Here is a 19260-nt window from a genome sequence, read left to right as displayed (position 1 = left end):
CACCGCGCTGATGGAAAAGACTTCTGAGCTTTTTGCCTAGCCGCCCACCATTGAGGAGGTTGACATCGTTAGCTAGTCAAGCTTCCTTGATGGGGGAAAGTAGCGAAGCTGTCACCAGCCGCCACGCAATGGCTGAAACCGTTTCTCCAACAACTTCAGAGAATTTTTTTAGGACTTATGGATTGACAATGAGTGCAAGCTATGCATTAGAACTAACAAAGAAAGACAGATGCGATCGCTAATCCTTAGGGGCTGCAAAAAACGGATAATACCTATGTTGCTCTATCTGGGGTTGGGATTATCAGAGCTACTACTAAGCTATCAACAGCAAAGTGTGACTTGAACACTTACACTCTATTTCTCCTGGCAGAATCAAAATACCCAGGATGTGTACGTTTGGCAAGAATTCTGGAAGATTTATCTCATGATAGTGTCAATAGATTTTTGTTACGGGAGCAGTATGAACCCAAGGATTTATTTATCGAGTTAAGACCAGATATCAATTTGAGCGGTGGAACATTAAGTGGAGACGATACAGTAATTGACAAGCCTTATAGTGACCCAAATCTAACAGAATTAATCGGTTATTTTTGGTCAGGAAAACATCATCGTGTAGTCAAGAGTATTCAGTTAATAACATTGTACTACACCGACCCATCGGGTAAATCTGTACCTGTACCTTATGCATCTACAACAAACTGGAAGGTAAAACTAAAAATGATTATTTAAGAGAAATGATTACAGAAGTTTTGGCTTGGGGAATGCAACCTTATACTGTGACTACAGACGCTTGGTATTCAAGCCGCGAAAACCTAAGATTTATTAGAGATAAGGGATTAGGGCTTTTTATGGGCATAGCTAAAAACCGCTCATGTTCCATCAATGGTCGAGATTATACCCAAGTCCAAAAATCTAGAAATACCCGAAGAAGGCTTAATTGTGCATCTAAAAAGTTTTGGGAAAGTGAAAGTATTTCAAAAAATCTTCTCCCAAGGGGAGACGCTGAGTCGCAAAGCGACACGCTGCGCGAACGCGAACAAAAACGGAGAGCCAAGATACTGTATCATATTTTTACCAGAAGCAGAAGAAGATGCACTAATTGCAATTACTAGGGTTGAATTTAAGGCATTACATTCAATTCATTGGGGGATTGAATGTTACCACAGAGCCATTAAACAGGTATGTGGAATTGAACAACGGATGGTAGGAACAACTGAGGCAATAAAAACTCATTTTTTTAGTGCTATCCGTGCGTTTACTCAATTAGAGTTAATGCGAGCGAAAGAGTTAATAAAATTGGTACGAACTCCAAAGAAATTTATCTCAACAGCAGTGCTCGTGACTTCATTCTGGAACACCTTAAACAACAGGTGGGCTTGGTTGCACATAGTCCATTTCCTGTCAATGCGTAAGTCCTAGTAGTAACAATATTGGCTTCCAAGACAATCGCTACTGGATAATCTATTCTTTGAAATTTCCTTACTTTTTGACTAAAAAATATGCTGTAGCATAGTCAGGTAATTGGCTAACATTCTGCCCAAATTCTTTTTTATTATTAAAAACTCCTGCCAAAAAATCGAGTTGATAAAGATTGGGTAAAAAGGCTCCACCTGTATCAGCGATAACTCCCATTCGTAGATGTTTGCGACCACCTTGAGTATGTTCAATCACAACCACTTTACCTAAACCAATATTTAAAACATCTCCTGCAAAAGTAACTCCGGGTTTGATAGAAATTTTTGCATCTATTTTATATCCATAGCCTTTAATAGCATCAACTTCTCTAAAATACCAATAACGTTTTTGTGCTGTTGCCTTCAATCCGCGAATATAAGACATTCCATTATTTCTGTCTACATTAAAAAATGCCTTATAACCATCTTTAAAATTAATTAATATTGTTCCTTCCATAATTGCTTCTTCTAAACCATTTCTGGTTAGATAAGCGAGACTGGTAACTTTTCCAAATTCTTTACCACCTGGTTCATAAATACCTGATAACACATCCTGCTTGGTGTATTTTGTATAGAATTTATCGTTATTAGCGTTGTCTTTTAAGCTGTAAATTGGTGTATTAAAAGTAGAGGTTTTCTCCCGAGAACCGGGATGAGTAAAGACAGCATATTTGGTAATTCGTAATTGTTTTTGCTGTTTATTCTTTGGGTTATAAGGAGACCATTTAATAACTCGAAAATTTGTATTGATAAAGTTAGGATCTTGCAAACGAGTAGCTCGATTATTAGCAATATCCTCCTTTAATACAGCAATCATGAAATTCAAAGTGTTGAGAACATCTGGTATAGTTACTCCTTGAGTCGCAAGCATTCCTGTACGGAGAATATCTGGGTCTTCTGAAGAGTAATCTTGAAAATATTTTCTAGTATTAACTAGAACAGTTAATAAATCTCCTTGATTGAAGTTAACCTTACTACTTGGCAGTTTTCCTGGGCTAACAACTTGGCTGCCATTAATACTAAATTTATATTTTTTGAACTCATCGACAACTGGATAGGGTGCAGATGCGGCTAGCAAATTCTGCTGAGGTAAAAAAGCGTTTTGCTTATCGATAATTTCATCAGATATTTGTTGAGCAACAAAAGGATTTTGGAAATTTGAGGTGAGGGAAATTTGTGATGGAACTGGGGCAGAATTTTCTTGCTGAGTAAAGGACTGATTTTGTTGGACTAGCTGTTTATTTTTTGACTGAGTATATAGATGGCTACTGGCTAAACTGACAAATAATAAGGCAGCACAACCTACTGTGAAGCGAAATTTTTGGCTGGATAAGATATTCATAACTTGGAAAGTAAATTTCTAATACTAAATAATCGACGTTATGTTTCCACCACCTCACGCACTAATTGCGCCAATTTTTCGGCACTATCGGGAACTGCGATCGCATGAGCGTTTTCACCCATCTTTGCTAACTCTTGCGGTGACTGCAACAAATTCAACACATTACTTTGCAATATTTGTGCCGTCAACTCCGATTGCTTCAGTGTTAACGCCGCACCAGATGAAGTAAATACGTCTGCATTGTAAGATTGATGGTCTTCTGCGGCAAAGGGGTAAGGGATCAAAATTGCTGGTGTTCCACACACTGCTAATTCTGTCAAGCTACCGGCACCAGAACGACTAATGGCAAGAGTTGCTCGTTGCAACAACGCCGCCATATTGTTGTAAAAAGGTAAGGCTATGTACTGTGGATGTTTGAGACTATCTGCTTCGGGATCGCGATCGCCAGTTAAATGTACTACATAAGCACCAGCATCAAACCAAGCCTTTGCAGACTCGCGCACCAACTTATTAACCGCAACTGCACCTTGGCTACCACCAAAGACGACAATTAAGGGAACACCATCAGGAATGGCTAAATCCAGGGGTGAATTAATTGCCCCATCGAGAAATTGCCCTCTTACAGGAGTACCAACACAGACATTTTTGGCACGAGGCAAATACTTAGCAGCTACTTCAAATCCCAAGGCTACCGCACTACACCAAGGGCCAAAAAAGCGAGTTACTTTACCTGGTAAGGCATTAGATTCGTGGAAAACCACGGGTAAACCGAGAGAACGTGCCGCAATAACGGCTGGCCCGGCAATGTAACCGCCAGTGGTAAACACCCCTTGAAAATTTCCCTGTTTGAGAATTCGTCTGACTTCTATAATCGAACCAGCGAGTTTACCGAAGATGCGAATCGAGGAGAGTCCAAACCCTTGCTGAAACCCCTCAACTGCAATAGTATTCAAGGGATACTCTTTAGGGACAAGTTGAGTTTCTAGCCGATTGGGTACTCCCAGCCATTCGATTTGATAATCTGGAAGTTTTTCTGCCAGTGCGATCGCTGGAAACAAGTGTCCACCAGTCCCACTGGCAGCTATTAATAATCGTATCGGTGCGTTTGCCATCAAACCTCTACCGTTTAGCGTCTAGCTTAACTAAGATAAAACAATTTCCTGACTTTCTCTCATCAAATCAGTAAACTCTTACCAATGACTAAAATTATTACTGCTTTTGCAAAACGCCAACTCAAATTTCCAGCCAGTATTTGGCTGGTTTCGTTCCTGCTAACCCTTGGTTTAACAAGTGGTTGGCAACGCACTCAAGCGACGACACCACAGCAATTAGCCCAAACTGGTACAGTTCAAAATGCACCAACCGATTTAAAAAACCTGTTGACACAAGTCGATGCAGCTGCCAGCAAGGGTGATGTCAAAGGGGTGTTGCAATTCTATAGCCCTTCTTTCACTCATGGGGATGGATTAAACCTCCAAACCCTAGAAAAGTCTTTGGTTTCACTTTGGCAACGATATCCTAAATTACAATACAGTACCAAACTGTTATCTTCAAAATCGGAAGGCAATGGGATTATTGCCGAAACAGAGACGAAAATAACTGGCTTACCCTCCAGTAGCGGGAATAATTTGGCTCTCAATGCCACGATTAAATCGCGTCAGCGAATTGAAAGCGGTAAAATCGTCCGCCAAGATATTTTGGCAGAACGCACCCTACTTACCTCTGGCAGCAAGCCACCCAAAATTGATATTAAATTACCACAACAGGTACAAGTTGGTCAGAAGTATAATTTTGATGCGATCGTCCAAGAGCCACTTGGTGATGATTTTCTCCTAGGAACGGCGCTAGAGGAAACCATCCAACCAGAGAAATTTCTCAACCCCACACCCGTAGATTTGCAATTATTAACATCCGGTGGACTGTTTAAGACGGGACAAGCACCATCAACCCCTGGTAGTCAATGGGTTTCTGCTGTCATCCTGCGAGGTAATGGAATGACGATGGTAACTCAGCGCCTACAAGTGGTGAAGAAGTAGAGACGCGATTCATCGCGTTTATTAGGAGTTAGGAGCGACTGATGATAAATTATGAACTATGAAACTTGTGCTAATTCATAATTCATAACTATTAACTCCTCACTTCTAACTATCCTAATGACTTCCCTACAAAATCAAATCATTTTGATTACTGGCGCAAGTAGTGGTATTGGTACTGCTTGTGCGAGAATCTTCGCTGGTGCGGGTGCAAAACTAATCCTAGCAGCACGACGGTTAGAACGTTTGCAGCAGCTAAAAGATGCTCTCATTAAAGAATTTGGTATTGAAATTCATTTATTACAGCTAGATGTGCGCGATCGCAACGCTGTCGAATCTGCCATCTCTACTCTACCGCCTGCCTGGTCTAACATCGACATTCTGATTAACAATGCTGGTCTAAGTCGTGGTTTAGACAAGTTGCACGAAGGCAGCTTTCAAGACTGGGAAGACATGATTGATACTAACGTTAAGGGTTTACTTTATGTTTCCCGTTATGTTGTTCCGGGAATGGTGAGTCGCGATCGCGGCCATGTGGTAAATTTAGGTTCCATTGCCGGACATCAAACCTATCCCGGTGGCAATGTCTACTGTGCTACCAAAGCTGCTGTGAGAGCAATTTCTGAAGGTTTAAAACAAGACTTGTTGGGAACGCGGGTACGTGTAACTTCCGTTGACCCTGGTATGGTGGAAACGGAATTTAGCGAGGTGCGGTTTCACGGAAATACTGAACGTGCTAAAACGGTCTATCAAGGAGTTATCCCACTGACAGCAGATGATGTGGCTGATGTGATATTTTTCTGTGTGACGCGATCGCCCCATGTCAATATTAACGAAGTTGTGCTGATGCCTGTTGACCAAGCTAGCGCTACGTTAGTTAATCGGCGAACAGAAAAATAACCCAATTTAAGAAGATTAAATTCTAAACACTCCCACATATTTTGAAAATTTTACTACGCTCATTTCCAAAAAACCGTTGGTTAGATTTGGAATATTTTGATGTTACTAAAAACACTTTATTAAATGTATTTTTCTTTTTTTGTATGAAACCACCCTGCTAAATCCCCCTTAAAAAGTACAAAATCTTGGGTTTTTGAGACGCGATAAATTGCCGTCTCTACAAGTGTTTTGGTCTTATGTGAACTGTATTGCCTTAAAAAGGGGGACTTTGATTCTGGTCTTGCAAACTGGAGCGACTGGCGTGGGTTAGGGGGGATCAATAAGAGCCTGGAATAACAAGGAACTACTTTTCAAACATCCTTTAAGGCTGGTTGGAAAATCTGAGAAAATGCAGGAAATTACAATTTCCTCAAAAAATTATAGCTTTTGGTTGTAGATGATTGCGGAAATTGTTTTGATTGTCTTGTAGTTATATAGTTTATGCCTAATTTTAAAAAATAAAATAAACATCTATCCTAAGAGAGATTTTTTACGATTAATCTTTCTGTATGCATTTTTTAGAACTAGATTATGCAAAAATGATTTTTACTCCTACATAAAATTCAATATATGTTATCCAAATAAAATTGCTGACTATACAACTTAAAGGAAACATTCATTATTAATCAAAATAAAAGTGCTGTAGTGAATGCAGGATGAGTTAAAAAGCCTGAACTACTTCTGCTTCAGACACTTAAAAATTTCTGAAGTTTAATTTCTTAAGTAAATTTTATAGTCTTGACAATAAAAGGAATATTTTATTGTTTAACAAAATATCATATCTTCAATACTTTCTTTCTCTTCCCGTTAAACCTTCTCTGCGAACCGTTCTGATTATTCCCTTTATTCTGCAAATTTTAGCGGTGGCGAGTTTAACAGGTTATCTCTCATTCAAAAATGGGCAAAAAGCAGTAAATAATATTGCCACACGGCTACTAAGTGAAATTAGCCAGCGTGTTCAGCAGAATCTGCATACTTTTCTTGAAACTCCCCAACAAATTAATCAGAATAATGCTAATGCTATTAAACTTGGTCAATTAGATGTACAAGATTTGACCGTCTTAGAACATTATTTTTTTGACCAGTTAGAAGTATTTAATCAAGTAAGTCTAATTGGATTTGCAAATACGAATAAAGAGTTTATTTCAGCAGAAATATTTCCTGATGGCTCTTTGACAATCAGAGCATCTGGTAAATCAACTAAGTATAATTTGCGGACTTATACTACTAATAAACAAAGCACACGCACGGGAATAAAGGATTTTGGCAAACCTTATGATACTCAAAGACGTAATTGGTATAACAAAGCGATAGCAAAACAAAGACCAGTTTGGAGTGAAATTTATCCTCATAATTCTGGCATTGCTTTGTACATCGCTGCTAGTCAGCCTGCTTACGATAAACAGGGAAATTTGCAAGGTGTATTACTCTCAAATTTAAACTTATCTAAAATTGGCACTTTTCTGCAAAATTTAAAAATTGGTAAAACAGGAATAAGTTTTATTGTTGAGCGTCATTCTGGAAGATTGGTAGCAACCTCAACTAATGAAAAGCCTTTCCACTCAAATAATTTTAAAACACAATTAGCAGAAAATAGAATTAAGCCATTTTTGGCTATAGATAGTAAGGATAAAAAAACACAATGCACTAGTAAATATTTAAAAAGTAAATTTAATGAATTTAAGTCAATTAATAGCTCACAGCAATTATATTTTTCGATAGATGGTAAGCGGCAGTTTATTCGAGTTTTACCCTTCCAAGATAATCGGGGACTTGACTGGTTAATTGTGGTAGTCGTCCCAGAAAATGACTTCATGGAAGAAATTAATGCTAATACCCGCACCACTATTGTGCTGTGTATTGTTGCTTTGATAGTGGCTGTAGCTGTCGGTGTTTTGATTTTACGGTGGATTGCTGAACCAGTTCTAGCTTTAAAAAAATCAGCTTTAGCACTTGCTCAAGGTGAATGGGAAAAAAGAATAAAAATAGAGCGTTCCGATGAATTGGGGGAATTAGCCAGATCATTTAATAATATGGCGGATCAACTCCAAGCAAAATTTTCGGAAATGCAGGATTTAAATAAGGCTTTATTGCAGAGTGAAACCCGCCTGAAGCAATTTCTTGATGCTGTGCCTGTAGCTATTTCGATAAACGATCCGTATGGGGAAATTTACTATAATAATCGAGCTGTGCAAAAATTAATCAGCGTAGACTTATTGCCATCTATCAAACCCGAAAAGATAGCAGAATATTATCAAATTTATCTAGCTGAAACTGACTACTTATACCCTACTGATGAACTACCAATTATGTATTCTTTGGTAGGTAAAACAGTCCACATTGATAATATGGAGTTTCGCCACCCTAATAAAACTATCCCTATAGAAGTTTTAAGCACCCCAATTTTTGATGAATCAGGGAAAGTAATATATGCGCTCACTGTTTGTATTGATATTACCGAACGCAAAAAAGCAGAGAAGATCCTAGCTGATTATAATTCCGTTTTAGAGCAACAGGTTACTCAACGTACCCTGGAGCTACAACGAGAAATCGCTGAACGCAAGCAGGCAGAAGTAGCACTTCTAGAAAGCGAGACGCGATTTCGGCTGTTGGCAGAGGCAACATTTGAAGCGATCGCTATTACCGAACAAGGCATACTTTTAGATACTAACCAAACCTGTGCTGAGATGTTTGGTTATGAACTTTCGGAGTTGCTTGGTATGCGTGTCATGGATTTTACTGCTCCTGAATATCGAGAACAAGTGATGCAGAAGATTCGCTCAGGAGATGAAGGAATTTATGAAACCGTTTGTCTGCGTAAGGATGGAAGCACATTTCCGGCTGAGATCAGAGCCAGAGTCATGTCATATCGTGGGCGTACCATCAGGATGGCTGCAATACAGGATATCACTAGTCGTAAGCAGGCTGAAGAAGCAACTGTATTGGCAGAACGTAACCGCTTGGCACAGGAAATTCACGATACTTTAGCACAAGCCTTCACAGTTGTTATTGTCCACTTAGATACCGCCTCACGAAAACTGACGACAGATATAGAAGTAGCACAGAAATTAATCAAAGCAGGGCGAGACTTAGCTCATTCTGGGCTAACTGAAGCACGCCGTTCGATCAAAGCATTACGCTCTCAATTATTGGAGGACGGCAACATTTTTAATGCTCTCAATCGCTTCGCAACACAGATGTTTTCCCCTAGCAATACACATATTGTCTGCCAATTAATAGGCGAGATATACCCCTTGTCTCCAGATGTTGAAAATAACCTACTCCGCATTGGACAAGAAGCATTAACCAATGCCTTCAAATATGCCCAAGCTGGAGAAATCCAAATTGAACTGGCGTATCAAGAAAGCCAGTGCAGCTTGCGAATCAAAGATGATGGACAAGGGTTTGACATCGCCAGTGTATCTGTTATCAACAGCTTTGGGCTTTTAGTCATGAGCGAACGGGCTGAATGCATCGGGGCAAAACTAACAATTCAGAGTTCGCCAGGACAGGGAACAGAAGTTTCAGTGTTAGTCTACCGAGAGTAAATGATTATGAGTCAATCTAATGTCATTCGTATCCTACTTGCTGACGATCATCCCATCTTGGGACAAGCTTTAACAATGTTTCTTCAATGTGAGTCAGATATGACTGTAATCGGCCATGCTGGCGACGGGCGAGAAGCGTTAGAACTTTTCCACCAACATCAACCTGATGTGGCGCTGATGGATTTGCGAATGCCGAAGATGGAAGGTGCTGATGCGATCGCAGCCATCTGTGCTAAGTTTAAACACGCCCGAATCGTTGTGTTGACTACCTTTGATGGCGATGAAGATATCTATCGCGGATTGCGGGCTGGTGCAAAGGGCTATCTCCTTAAAGGTGCGGAACCGAACGAACTCTTGGATGCGATTCGCACTGTTCATAAAGGACAAAAGTATATTCCGCCAACTATAGCAGCCAAGCTAGCTGAACGGATGAGTAGTGAGGAATTGAGCGATCGTGAGTTGGAAGTGCTGCGCCTGATCGCCAAGGGTAAGAATAACCAGCAGATTAGCAATGTCCTCAATATTGCTGAGAGTACCGTCAGGTTCCATACCAATAATATTTTCGGAAAGTTGAACGTTAGCGATCGGACTCAAGCCCTAGTCACTGCACTGAATCGAGGGATTGTCAGGCTGTAGTTTGCAGCTTCTCGACCTCACATTTTGATAAGTTTAAAGCCCAACATTTCGCTAGTGACAAAGTTGAGCTTATTTTCTAGGCTTAGTATATTCACTTAGTTGTCATTTGTACAAACATGAGAAAGGCGATCAAAATACTTGGATGGGGTGGCGATCGCATTCATATAATTAATTAAAATAGTTAGTTTTAATTAATTATATATCCTACTTAGTCTTTACTAATTTGGGTGGCTATTATTTAGGTAAAAAGCATGAGTTTGTTGGAACATATATTACAAAAAGTTTTAGAAAAGATTGCCTCAGTTATTGCTGTATTCAGTCAGCTATTCTTGTATTTTCCTTGTGGTAGAAAAGCCAGTAATATAGAAATAGCTATTGCTGGGTATAAACTTCTACAAGAAAAATTCTATACCCGTGAGGCTTTTCCCCAAGACTGGGCATGGATTCAAAATGAACTTGGTTGTGCCTACAATTGCCGGATAAGAGGTGAGACGGCGGAAAACCTGGAACTAGCAATTGAAGCTTTCAAATCAGCTTTGCCAATTTACATTGGTGGACGTTTTAGTAACGAATGGGCTAAGACACAAACTAATCTTGGCATTACTTACTGTTACCGCCTCAGAGGAGATAAGAATAACAATTTAGAAGCAGCAATTAAGTCTTTTGAATTAGCTTTGCAAGTTTACAGTTGCGAAGGTTTTCCTGAAAATTGGGCGTGGACTCAAAATCAAATTGGTTATGCTTATATGCAATTAGAAAAAGAAGATGTAAATAATATAGAAAAAGCAATACAGGCTTTTGAATTAGCTTTGCAAGTTTACACTGTTGATAAATTTACTAGCGATTGGGCTATAACTCAAAATAATCTTGCTAATGCTTATCTTAAAAGACAACAAGGAAATAAGGAAGATAATTTAGAACAAGCAATTCATATTTTCAATTCAGTACTAAAAAAATTAATTAATAAACAATATCCCAGCCAATGGGCTAAAATCAAAAATAATCTTGGAATGGCTTATATTAAAAGAAAAAATGGATATAAAAAAGATAATTTAAAGTTGGCAGTTCAGGCTTTTGAATCAGCTTTACAAATCTATAATAGTGATGATTTTCCCCATGAGTGGGCAACAACTCAAGGTAATATTGGATATGCCTACCAAAATGCTGAAAACTACACTAAAGCTCATACAGCCTTTGCTGCTGCAATTAATATTGCAGAATCTCTCCGAGCAGAAATAATCTCTGGCTCTGGGATTGAAGTAGATAAACAAAAATTGGCTGAAGAATGGAATCCTTATTATCAAAACATAATAGAAGTTTGTTTAGAACTAGCTCAAGATCAGCCTCAGTACTTTGCTGATGCTATGGAATACGCTGAACTTAGTAAGTCTCGCAACCTTGTTGAACTACTAACAACCAAAAACTTATATCCCAAAGAAGACTTCTATGACAGACAAGGGAAACAAGAATACTATGAAAGACATTGCAAAGAACTTGATGAATTGCGAAGAAAAAATTCAAGTAAACAACGGCAGAAAGAAAGCCAAGAAGAATTAAAATCATTGCGAAAGAAACGAGATGAACTTTTAAAAGAAATTAATTACATAGACAAAACGTTTAAATTTACTCAGAAAGTTAATAAAATCTCTTTTAGTGAGATGCAAGCTTTAGTAAAAGAAGATACTGTACTCATTGAGTGGTATATTACTAATAGTAAAATTATTACTTTTATCGTTAAGCATAATAAAGAGTCAGAAATAAAAAACATACCTCTTGTATTGACATTCTCATCCGAAGATTTAGACAGTTTAATCAGTTTGTGTAAACAATACCTCCAAGCTTACTATGCAACAGATAAAGAAAAGTGGCAAAGCAAACTGAATAGTCAGTTTAGGGAATTAGCAAAGATTCTGCATATCGAAGAAATACTATCTCATATTCCTGAAACTTGTAATCGATTGATATTAGTCCCCCACCGCTTCTTACATTTGTTACCCCTACACGCTCTACCTTTATCCGAAGAACAAAATAAATGTCTTTTAGACGAATTTGAAGGTGGTGTGCGTTATGCTCCTAGTTGCCAACTGTTGCAATTAAGCCAAAGACTGCAACGTACTGAATTTAGCAATTTGTTCGCTGTTCAGAATCCCAAAAATGTTTTGGCTAGCCTAAAATATGCCAAGTTAGAAGTTGACGTTATCCGCTCATTTTTTTCCTCTAATTATGTATTGCAAGAGACAGATGCCAGCGAAGTTACCCTCAAGGTCAGTGAAAACCTACCTTCATCTCATTGTTGCCACTTTTGTTGTCATGGTGAGTTTGACCTGAAATCTCCTTTAGAATCAGCACTACTATTAGCCGAACATGGGTCTGAAACACAAAAAGAAGATGGAAGGCTTACCCTAGCCGAAATTTTTGGACTAACTCTTGATAAATGCCGCCTTGTCACTCTCTCAGGCTGCGAAACAGGAATGGTAGATCCTGATAGTATCAGTGATGAATACATTGGTCTACCTAGTAGCTTCTTATTTGCAGGCAGTCCCAGCATTGTCGCTAGTCTCTGGAAAGTGAATGATATTTCTACTGCCTTGTTGATGATCAAATTTTACGAAAACTTAATAGAACATTGGAATAAGTCTTCCGAACTAGAAGAAAGTGCTGTAGCCATTGCACTCAACAAAGCTCAGATATGGTTGCGGGATTTAACGAGAACGCAATTTAAGCAGTCGATTGAGCAGTGGACTAAGCAGCCGCTTGAGCAGTGGATTGAAAGTTTGTCCCTTAATTATATAGATCAATTTAACCTAAGAAGCTTTTTTTCAACGAGGACGGAATTAGAGCAATGGATTGAAAATTTATCCATCAGGCGCACTGACAAATTCTATCTAGAACGCTCTCTTCTTCAGCATCAAGATGAAGAACAACCATTTTGTCAGCCTTATCACTGGGCAGCATTCTGTGCTATTGGTCAATAAAGGAGTAAGCAAATGACTTCATCCATTCACGAACAAATTATCAAAGACTTAAATTACATTGCACAAAATAATCCTGAACTTTTTACAGAAGAAGTTCGTGCATCTCTAGAGAATTTACTATCAACTTTACCTGATGATCTAAAAGATATTGAAGAAATATCAGATGCAATAGTTATTTGGGTAGAAGAACATCCTCAAATTCACAATACACTGATGAAACTGCCTATTAGTAGCTCTAGTGAACGTGGAGCAGGAGGGATTCCAACTCGGATTACACCGAAAGAAGCTAAAGGTTTGCTAGATAACATCGTCCGCCAAAGCAAATCATCTTCTCAAAGCAAAACCTCTTCCCAATTATAATTATTCCTACTTAAGAAATGAGCGAGACAACCTTAGCTCAGGGGCTATATAGCCCAAGTCTTACCCTCTATGCTTTCCATCTGCGTACTGACATTAGTCAGGGGCCAGAGCAAACTTCAGCAAAAGCTGATCAACTTTGGGAGCAGTTGGTAGAACTAGGAAATACTCTCCAGTTTCCTGCGCTACAAGACCTTAAACAAGAGCTAATCTGCTATCAAAACGGTCAATATCAGCCGAACTTAGAGAACCAATTAACGCTTAAACGGCAAAGCCTACTTCGCTCGAATCAAGATGAGTTAGAATGCAATCCCATTGCACCAATAGGAAGTGCAGATATAAAACTCAGTTCATTCTGTCCATTTCGGCTTCATGACACCTATGCTGTAGACCTCACTTTTTCGTGTAATGGCGCTATTTTTCTAGAGGAACTAGAGCAACTTAATCCAAAAAAACTTTTGCTGCCTCAACACATTAAAGCATCTATAGGACAAACTTTACTTCTGTATGGCCAACCCCTACTGCCAACTGATAATGAGCAGCTACAGAGGTTAGCAGATGATTGTGTTGCTCAACTTCTTGACAATCAAATTCAACTTTTTCTAACTGGTGAAGGTAAACTACTAGGCAACCAAATTTTTGTATATGAGACGCTGGAAATAGAACCATCCAAACGATGTCATATCTTGGTTTGGTTCATAAATCCAGACACTACTCCAACTCACGAACAACTAACTGAGGTGTCTGAGCAGTTACTGGAGTTACTTTGCGCCTACCACAAAATTTTATATGCCTATGATGAGTGTCAATGGTGTTTTTATGAAGCTGAAAAACTCTACAGCGAGCTAGAAGAAGATATCAAAGACTTTCAGATTATTGTTTCAAAATCTCGTCCTGATCGACTCAAAAAATTTAAGCAATTACTGGCTAAATTGCCTACAAAAGCAATTGAATACTCCAAACACCTACGGGATTTAGCAGATCATGAAACTACAATCGTAACCAATATAAAGAATTACGAATCTAGATTCAAGAAGCTGAGTGAATTAGGAGATGATAATTTATCTTTCTTAAAAGAGTTTATAGAACTAACCCACAATAAGTATAAAGCTCAAATCCAAGTTTATCGTCAGCATCTAGAACCTGGTGCTAAGTTATTTCAGCAGTTAATTGATACAGTTCAGGGTATGGTAGCAATTGACCGAGCTGAACTGGAAGCTGAAAAGGCAGAACTAGATCAAGCTAATGAAGCTAAAGCTCAAAAACGGGAACAACAACTAGAACGAGTGATCACTCTGGTAGGTACTGGTTTAGCTGTTAGCAGTATTTCTACTTCAGTCATGCCTAGCCCTAGCGAGAAATATTTATCTATTTCCAAAGATAATATGGCTAGTAATTTTGCTTTAAGTTTTTTATTTGATGTGGTGTTTCATCTACTAATAGGTGTGATTTTTGCAATTGTTATGGGTTTTGTTATTTATTTGCGTAATGCGAAGACTGTTGAGAATTAATGATTAGTTTTTCCTAACCATGAAATTACTATCAATAGTAGTGAGTAGTTTTTTTGAAATCAATGCGGAGAAGTTATGTTGAAGTATAGCAGATATTTTTTAGGCGCAACCTTGTTTTGTATTAGTACAGTAACTGTGGTTTATGCATCACTTCCTATAGAATTGAGTCAAAATAAAGCTGATGTAGTTTATAGGATTAATGGAGAGGTAGATTTAAACAAAAAACCTGAAGAATTAGTATTAGGATATAAAATTAAAAACTCCTCTGATATTGCTTCTGCTCAGGCAGAGTTTGTAGAAAAGGGAGCTATGGGGCTTCGATATGTTTGGAATGCTTTATTCGATGTGAAAGCAGCTTCTCGGATAACAGCTAATCAATTAGCAGATTTCCCCACATATAGATACATGAAACAAGCTGAGGGTTGGCGTGAACAACTTGTTTCAGTAGCTAATAACGTAAGCCCCAATAACATAACTCCCAGTGTATTTAACCAAAAAGCTCCTAATAATTTTGCTATTATTCCAGTCAGCTATGCTACATCTGCACAGTCCCAGCAAAAGCAAGAAATTGACCGTAATATGTTAAATTTATATATAGATATAAGAACAAAATTAACATACTTAGAAACATTATTTGATACGGTAGAAGCAATAAAAAAATCTGGAACATCTATAAACTGGGATCAAATACAAAAGGAATCTAGCAATCAGTTACAAAAGAATATTGATAAATTCTCTGACTCTGGAGAACTAGAAAAAGCATTTATAAGAAATATTCCTGAACCAAAATACCTTGCAGGCCATGAGAAGCAATATGTAGATTTTGCTATAGTTCAGATTAAACAAGCTGTAAATATAAAAGGACTTGAAACAAATGTAACCAGAGCCATGATGAACGAAATAGCAATGAACAAAACTACCAACAAACCAGGATGGGCTAAACAAATAGCTCTACAAGTACATGATGAGTTAAAAAGACAATCAGTACCTGCACTATGGTAAGATTCAGGGTCTGTCAAAACTTTTATGTAAAGTTATCATTTAGGCAGTAAAAAATGATAAATTTAAAATCTAATCATAGATTTTTTGATAGCCCTCACTTTTTAAAGTGAAGTTCAAAAACTGTATCATTCAGTATGTTTTTAAAAACAAAAATATTATTTTTGATAACTATTATAGTATGTTTCACAGAAGGTTTTTTATCAGGATATTTCAAGAAATTATCATCTAATAAAGCAATTACGCAACAATCACAATCTCCACCTAAAATACCTCCATCTAAGAATAATACTACTCACAAAATTAGTATTAGAGTCAAGCGTGGCGCACGCCAAGTTTATGTATATCAGGATAAACAAGTCTTAAAAAGTTTTCCTATTGCTATTGGTAAATCTGGTTGGGAAACCCCACTTGGCAATTACCAAGTTATTTATATGAAAAAAAACCCAATCTTTAAAAACTTCAAGACAGGTAATATTATCATGCCAGGTGCTAACAACCCATTAGGAAAGCGTGTGATTGTATTCAAAATATATAAAAAATCTCATCTAGCTTTTCATGGCACAAATCAGGACAAACTCATTGGTAAAGCTGTGTCTCATGGTTGTATTCGGATGCTCAATAAAGATGTAATCGCATTGTACGAATTGGTTAATATTGGAACTCCCATAAATGTTTTACCTTAGTGTATTTAAGGGTTATTGCTGCATTTGGGTTAAACTTGTAACGCTCCTGATGTTTATGTCTTAGTTGAGGCGATCGCACTTCTCATGACACGGTTAAAGCAGGCGATGTCTACGAGGGCTACACCTACACTTAACGAGGCAGAATGTCATCTAAGCGAAGTTGCAGACTAGGCAAAAGCGGTGAGTTAATTGATTTAGCCGATATTTTTGTTGAGTATATGTGTCTTCAACCAACTGACAGACAGTGAAAGTAGGTTGTTTAGGTTTACCAATGAATGCCACACCGCCCAATCTTCGATAATCTACGATCCAATATTCAGGAATGCCTAAGAGGGCATATTCCTCAACCTTGCGAGCATAGTCAGTTTCCCACTTGCTGCTAACAACTTCAACCACCAGTTTGATGGATCGTCCCATTGTAATTACAGGCTCTCGCTCCCAAAGAGGTTCACGGTTGAGAACGGTTTCATCAAGAACGACGATATCAGGACGACGAACTGTAGCTGCATCTGCAAAGGGGTAAATATAAACAAGTGCGAGGAATAAACCAGGGGAGTTGTTCTGCAACAAAGTAAATACCAATTTGGGTTGCTACTTTGCCACTCACCGTTTCGTGTGGCCCAGTGGGTTCCATATCAATAAGTTCTCCATCAGCCAATTCATAGCGGGGATTATCTCGGTATTGAGAGACAAAATTTCCAAATGCAAAGGTTTTTGCGGAAATATATGTCATTTCCCTCTTCAATCATTCAAGATGCTGACTCAACCCCCGACATGAACGCCAGGTCGCCTCTGGGGATTCTTTTCAGCCCGACGCAGTACTTCACGGGTGACTACAGCAATATCGCCCTCTCCAAACAAGATAAAACGCAGTAAGTATTGTATGGGATTTCCCTCAACCCAGCCGAAGTAAGCATGGGGAATCTTACCTGTTTGGTCACGAATATACAGCAGTAAAGCTGCGATCGCATTGGGGACTGCTGCACTCTCAGCCCGCAAGATGCGATAATCACCAACCTGCACCCCTCTTACTTTGATGATATCCGCAAATTCTGAAGCATCTGATACCTGAATCTCTAGAAAAAGGATTGGATCGTTGGGCGGAATATGGTTATCTTCGCGTACCTCTTTCTCTTTCATAAAATACTCTAGGACATCACCCTTATTCAACCGATTTGCAATCAGTCGTATTGCTCCTTGGCTCTCTTCAGCAAGGAATTGGGCAGCAAGTTCGTCAACTTCGATCCGCTCTGCTCGCAGTTCCGTTGAACGCCAAACACGAGAAACCAGGGAAGTAAAAATGATTGCACCGATGAAAAACCCAGCAATCCTAATCCCCTCTGGTCTTTCGATGATGTTAACAATAGTGGTATATAAAAATAACAGTGTAATAGTAGCAAAAATCAGTCTTGCCCGCTTCTCTCTGTGACGGTGGGCTGATAAGGTAACAGCAAAGGCTGCTGAAGTGATTAATACAAGCACACCAGTTGCATAAGCCCCACCTTGGGCTTCCACATTTGCCCTAAAGATAATTGTGACAACAAATGCGATCGCAGTGTAGACTAACACCAAAGGTCGCGTTACTCGTGCCCAATTAGGAGCCATACCATAGCGTGGTAGGTAGCGAGGCACAATATTCAGCAGCCCCGCCATTGCAGATGCACCTGCAAACCACAAAATGGAAATAGTACTTAGATCGTAAATTGTGCCAAAGGCGTTGCCTAGATGCAAATGTGCTAAATAAGCAAGGGCGCGTCCGTTAGCTTTGCCCCCAGATGCAAATTCTGCCACTGGAATCAGTAGAGTGGTTATAAAACTAGTGGTGAGCAAAAAGAAGCTCATAATCAGAGCAGCACTGGTGAGCAGCTTGCGTGTATTCCTAATCCGCCCTTTGGAATATTGGCGAGTGTCACTGCTGTTACCTTTAACAAGGGGCATCACGGTTACGCCAGTCTCAAAGCCTGATAATCCCAGTGCTAGCTTGGGAAATATCAAAAGAGATATACCGATTAAGATAAAAGGATTGGAATGGCGGGCAAAAAGTGCAGTCTGCCAGTTAGCGATCGCTCCTGGGTGAGTTAAAATTTGAAATACACCGACGCTAACGACAATGAAGTTTAACAGCAGATAAGTTGCTACCAAGACTACTGCAATCCCAATCGCTTCTCGGAAACCTCTCAAGAAAACTGCGCCTAGTAATGCAACTAATATTAGGGTTATTGCGATCGTCTGCTCGTGAAACCAATGTGGAGTAAGGGGATTTTCGATGATATGGGCTGTAGCATCAGCAGCCGACAGCGTAATGGTAATAATAAAGTCGGTTGCCACAAAGCCGAGTAAGCATAGCACAAGTAATTTGCCTTGCCACCAAGGGAGCAAACGCTCTAACATTGCGATCGACCCTTCACCATGAGGGCTTTCGGCAGCAATTCGCCGATAGATTGGCAATGCTCCAAAGAGCGTCAGCAAAACTAGAATCAGGGTAGCGATAGGAGAAAGAGCGCCAGCTGCGAGTGCTGCAATCCCAGGTTGATAGCCAAGGGTGGAGAAATAATCGACACCAGTCAAACACATTACCTGCCACCAAGAATGCTGGCGATGTGCTTCTTCCTTGCGGTAAGGCCCTTTCTTCTCTCGTCGGTCTTCTTCAAGCAACCAGTTCATTAACTGGCTACTGAGCCGTTTTGTTGAAACAATTGATTTACTCATCAAATGCGGTTGTTTTGCAAAAGTCCGGCTTTGTGATTTTTAAGCCTTCGTGGTTTATTAAAATTTTTAAC

13 protein-coding genes and 2 pseudogenes are annotated in these 19260 nt (G+C 39.1%); 11 read left to right on the top strand and 4 right to left on the bottom strand.

The window, feature by feature from the left end; translation table 11 throughout:
- Positions 1 to 59 precede the first annotated feature (59 nt).
- Entirely contained in the window at positions 60 to 242 is a 183-nt protein-coding gene (locus NPUN_RS40675; protein WP_167315613.1) for a hypothetical protein, read from the top strand.
- 58 nt (positions 243 to 300) lie between these two features.
- Positions 301 to 1412, top strand: a pseudogene (locus tag NPUN_RS38305) (IS701 family transposase).
- A gap of 67 nt (positions 1413 to 1479) precedes the next feature.
- Here the strand turns inward: NPUN_RS38305 and NPUN_RS12110 are convergent.
- Positions 1480 to 2796 carry an RlpA-like double-psi beta-barrel domain-containing protein gene (locus NPUN_RS12110; RefSeq protein ID WP_012408971.1) on the bottom strand — a complete coding sequence of 439 codons (1317 nt, stop codon included), beginning with the start codon at positions 2794 to 2796 and terminating at the stop codon, positions 1480 to 1482.
- 38 nt (positions 2797 to 2834) lie between these two features.
- Entirely contained in the window at positions 2835 to 3908 is a 1074-nt protein-coding gene (gene murG, locus NPUN_RS12105) for an undecaprenyldiphospho-muramoylpentapeptide beta-N-acetylglucosaminyltransferase (RefSeq protein WP_012408970.1), read from the bottom strand.
- 84 nt (positions 3909 to 3992) lie between these two features.
- Between murG and NPUN_RS12100 the strand changes: the two genes are divergently transcribed.
- The 9 genes from NPUN_RS12100 to NPUN_RS12060 all read left to right on the top strand — a co-directional run bounded on the left by NPUN_RS12100 (position 3993) and on the right by NPUN_RS12060 (position 16480).
- Positions 3993 to 4832 carry a hypothetical protein gene (locus tag NPUN_RS12100; RefSeq protein ID WP_012408969.1) on the top strand — a complete coding sequence of 280 codons (840 nt, stop codon included), beginning with the start codon at positions 3993 to 3995 and terminating at the stop codon, positions 4830 to 4832.
- A gap of 117 nt (positions 4833 to 4949) precedes the next feature.
- Positions 4950 to 5729: an SDR family oxidoreductase gene (locus NPUN_RS12095; protein WP_012408968.1), complete on the top strand. Its 780-nt coding sequence runs from the start codon at positions 4950 to 4952 to the stop codon at positions 5727 to 5729.
- Positions 5730 to 6529: 800 nt separating this feature from the next.
- The gene (locus NPUN_RS37535; protein WP_012408967.1) at positions 6530 to 9316 is read left to right on the top strand and encodes a PAS domain S-box protein; all 2787 of its coding nucleotides are present in this window, start codon (positions 6530 to 6532) and stop codon (positions 9314 to 9316) included.
- 6 nt (positions 9317 to 9322) lie between these two features.
- On the top strand, positions 9323 to 9952 hold the full coding sequence (locus tag NPUN_RS12085) for a response regulator (protein WP_041566111.1): 630 nt from the start codon (positions 9323 to 9325) through the stop codon (positions 9950 to 9952).
- 251 nt (positions 9953 to 10203) lie between these two features.
- Entirely contained in the window at positions 10204 to 12927 is a 2724-nt protein-coding gene (locus NPUN_RS12080) for a CHAT domain-containing protein (protein ID WP_012408965.1), read from the top strand.
- Between the two features lie 12 nt (positions 12928 to 12939).
- Positions 12940 to 13287 carry a hypothetical protein gene (locus NPUN_RS12075; protein WP_012408964.1) on the top strand — a complete coding sequence of 116 codons (348 nt, stop codon included), beginning with the start codon at positions 12940 to 12942 and terminating at the stop codon, positions 13285 to 13287.
- A gap of 17 nt (positions 13288 to 13304) precedes the next feature.
- On the top strand, positions 13305 to 14795 hold the full coding sequence (locus NPUN_RS12070) for a hypothetical protein (protein ID WP_012408963.1): 1491 nt from the start codon (positions 13305 to 13307) through the stop codon (positions 14793 to 14795).
- Between the two features lie 75 nt (positions 14796 to 14870).
- Positions 14871 to 15797 (top strand): hypothetical protein, encoded by a 927-nt coding sequence (locus NPUN_RS12065; protein ID WP_012408962.1) that lies wholly within the window; start codon positions 14871 to 14873, stop codon positions 15795 to 15797.
- A 134-nt stretch (positions 15798 to 15931) separates the two neighbouring features.
- Complete coding sequence (locus NPUN_RS12060) at positions 15932 to 16480, top strand: L,D-transpeptidase (RefSeq protein WP_012408961.1); 549 nt, start codon at positions 15932 to 15934, stop codon at positions 16478 to 16480.
- A 130-nt stretch (positions 16481 to 16610) separates the two neighbouring features.
- Here NPUN_RS12060 and NPUN_RS12055 read toward each other — a convergent pair.
- Both NPUN_RS12055 and NPUN_RS12050 read right to left on the bottom strand, forming a co-directional pair.
- Positions 16611 to 17213: pseudogene (locus NPUN_RS12055) on the bottom strand (Uma2 family endonuclease).
- A gap of 29 nt (positions 17214 to 17242) precedes the next feature.
- Positions 17243 to 19189: an APC family permease gene (locus NPUN_RS12050; RefSeq protein WP_012408959.1), complete on the bottom strand. Its 1947-nt coding sequence runs from the start codon at positions 19187 to 19189 to the stop codon at positions 17243 to 17245.
- Between the last annotated feature and the right edge of the window lie 71 nt (positions 19190 to 19260).

The organism is Nostoc punctiforme PCC 73102, assembly GCF_000020025.1.
In the GTDB taxonomy this organism is placed as follows: Bacteria; Cyanobacteriota; Cyanobacteriia; order Cyanobacteriales; family Nostocaceae; genus Nostoc; species Nostoc punctiforme.
Note: the sequence above shows the minus strand (reverse complement) of the source record. Positions and strands in the feature narration are given on the sequence as shown.

What these genes read in the sequence shown, in the direction of transcription:
- NPUN_RS12110 (WP_012408971.1), bottom strand. Translation starts at nt 2,796, where the DNA reads ATGAATATCTTATCCAGCCAAAAATTTCGCTTCACAGTAGGTTGTGCT.
- murG (WP_012408970.1), bottom strand. Translation starts at nt 3,908, where the DNA reads ATGGCAAACGCACCGATACGATTATTAATAGCTGCCAGTGGGACTGGT.
- NPUN_RS12100 (WP_012408969.1), top strand. Translation starts at nt 3,993, where the DNA reads ATGACTAAAATTATTACTGCTTTTGCAAAACGCCAACTCAAATTTCCA.
- NPUN_RS12095 (WP_012408968.1), top strand. Translation starts at nt 4,950, where the DNA reads ATGACTTCCCTACAAAATCAAATCATTTTGATTACTGGCGCAAGTAGT.
- NPUN_RS12085 (WP_041566111.1), top strand. Translation starts at nt 9,323, where the DNA reads ATGAGTCAATCTAATGTCATTCGTATCCTACTTGCTGACGATCATCCC.
- NPUN_RS12080 (WP_012408965.1), top strand. Translation starts at nt 10,204, where the DNA reads ATGAGTTTGTTGGAACATATATTACAAAAAGTTTTAGAAAAGATTGCC.
- NPUN_RS12075 (WP_012408964.1), top strand. Translation starts at nt 12,940, where the DNA reads ATGACTTCATCCATTCACGAACAAATTATCAAAGACTTAAATTACATT.
- NPUN_RS12070 (WP_012408963.1), top strand. Translation starts at nt 13,305, where the DNA reads ATGAGCGAGACAACCTTAGCTCAGGGGCTATATAGCCCAAGTCTTACC.
- NPUN_RS12065 (WP_012408962.1), top strand. Translation starts at nt 14,871, where the DNA reads ATGTTGAAGTATAGCAGATATTTTTTAGGCGCAACCTTGTTTTGTATT.
- NPUN_RS12060 (WP_012408961.1), top strand. Translation starts at nt 15,932, where the DNA reads ATGTTTTTAAAAACAAAAATATTATTTTTGATAACTATTATAGTATGT.
- NPUN_RS12050 (WP_012408959.1), bottom strand. Translation starts at nt 19,189, where the DNA reads ATGAGTAAATCAATTGTTTCAACAAAACGGCTCAGTAGCCAGTTAATG.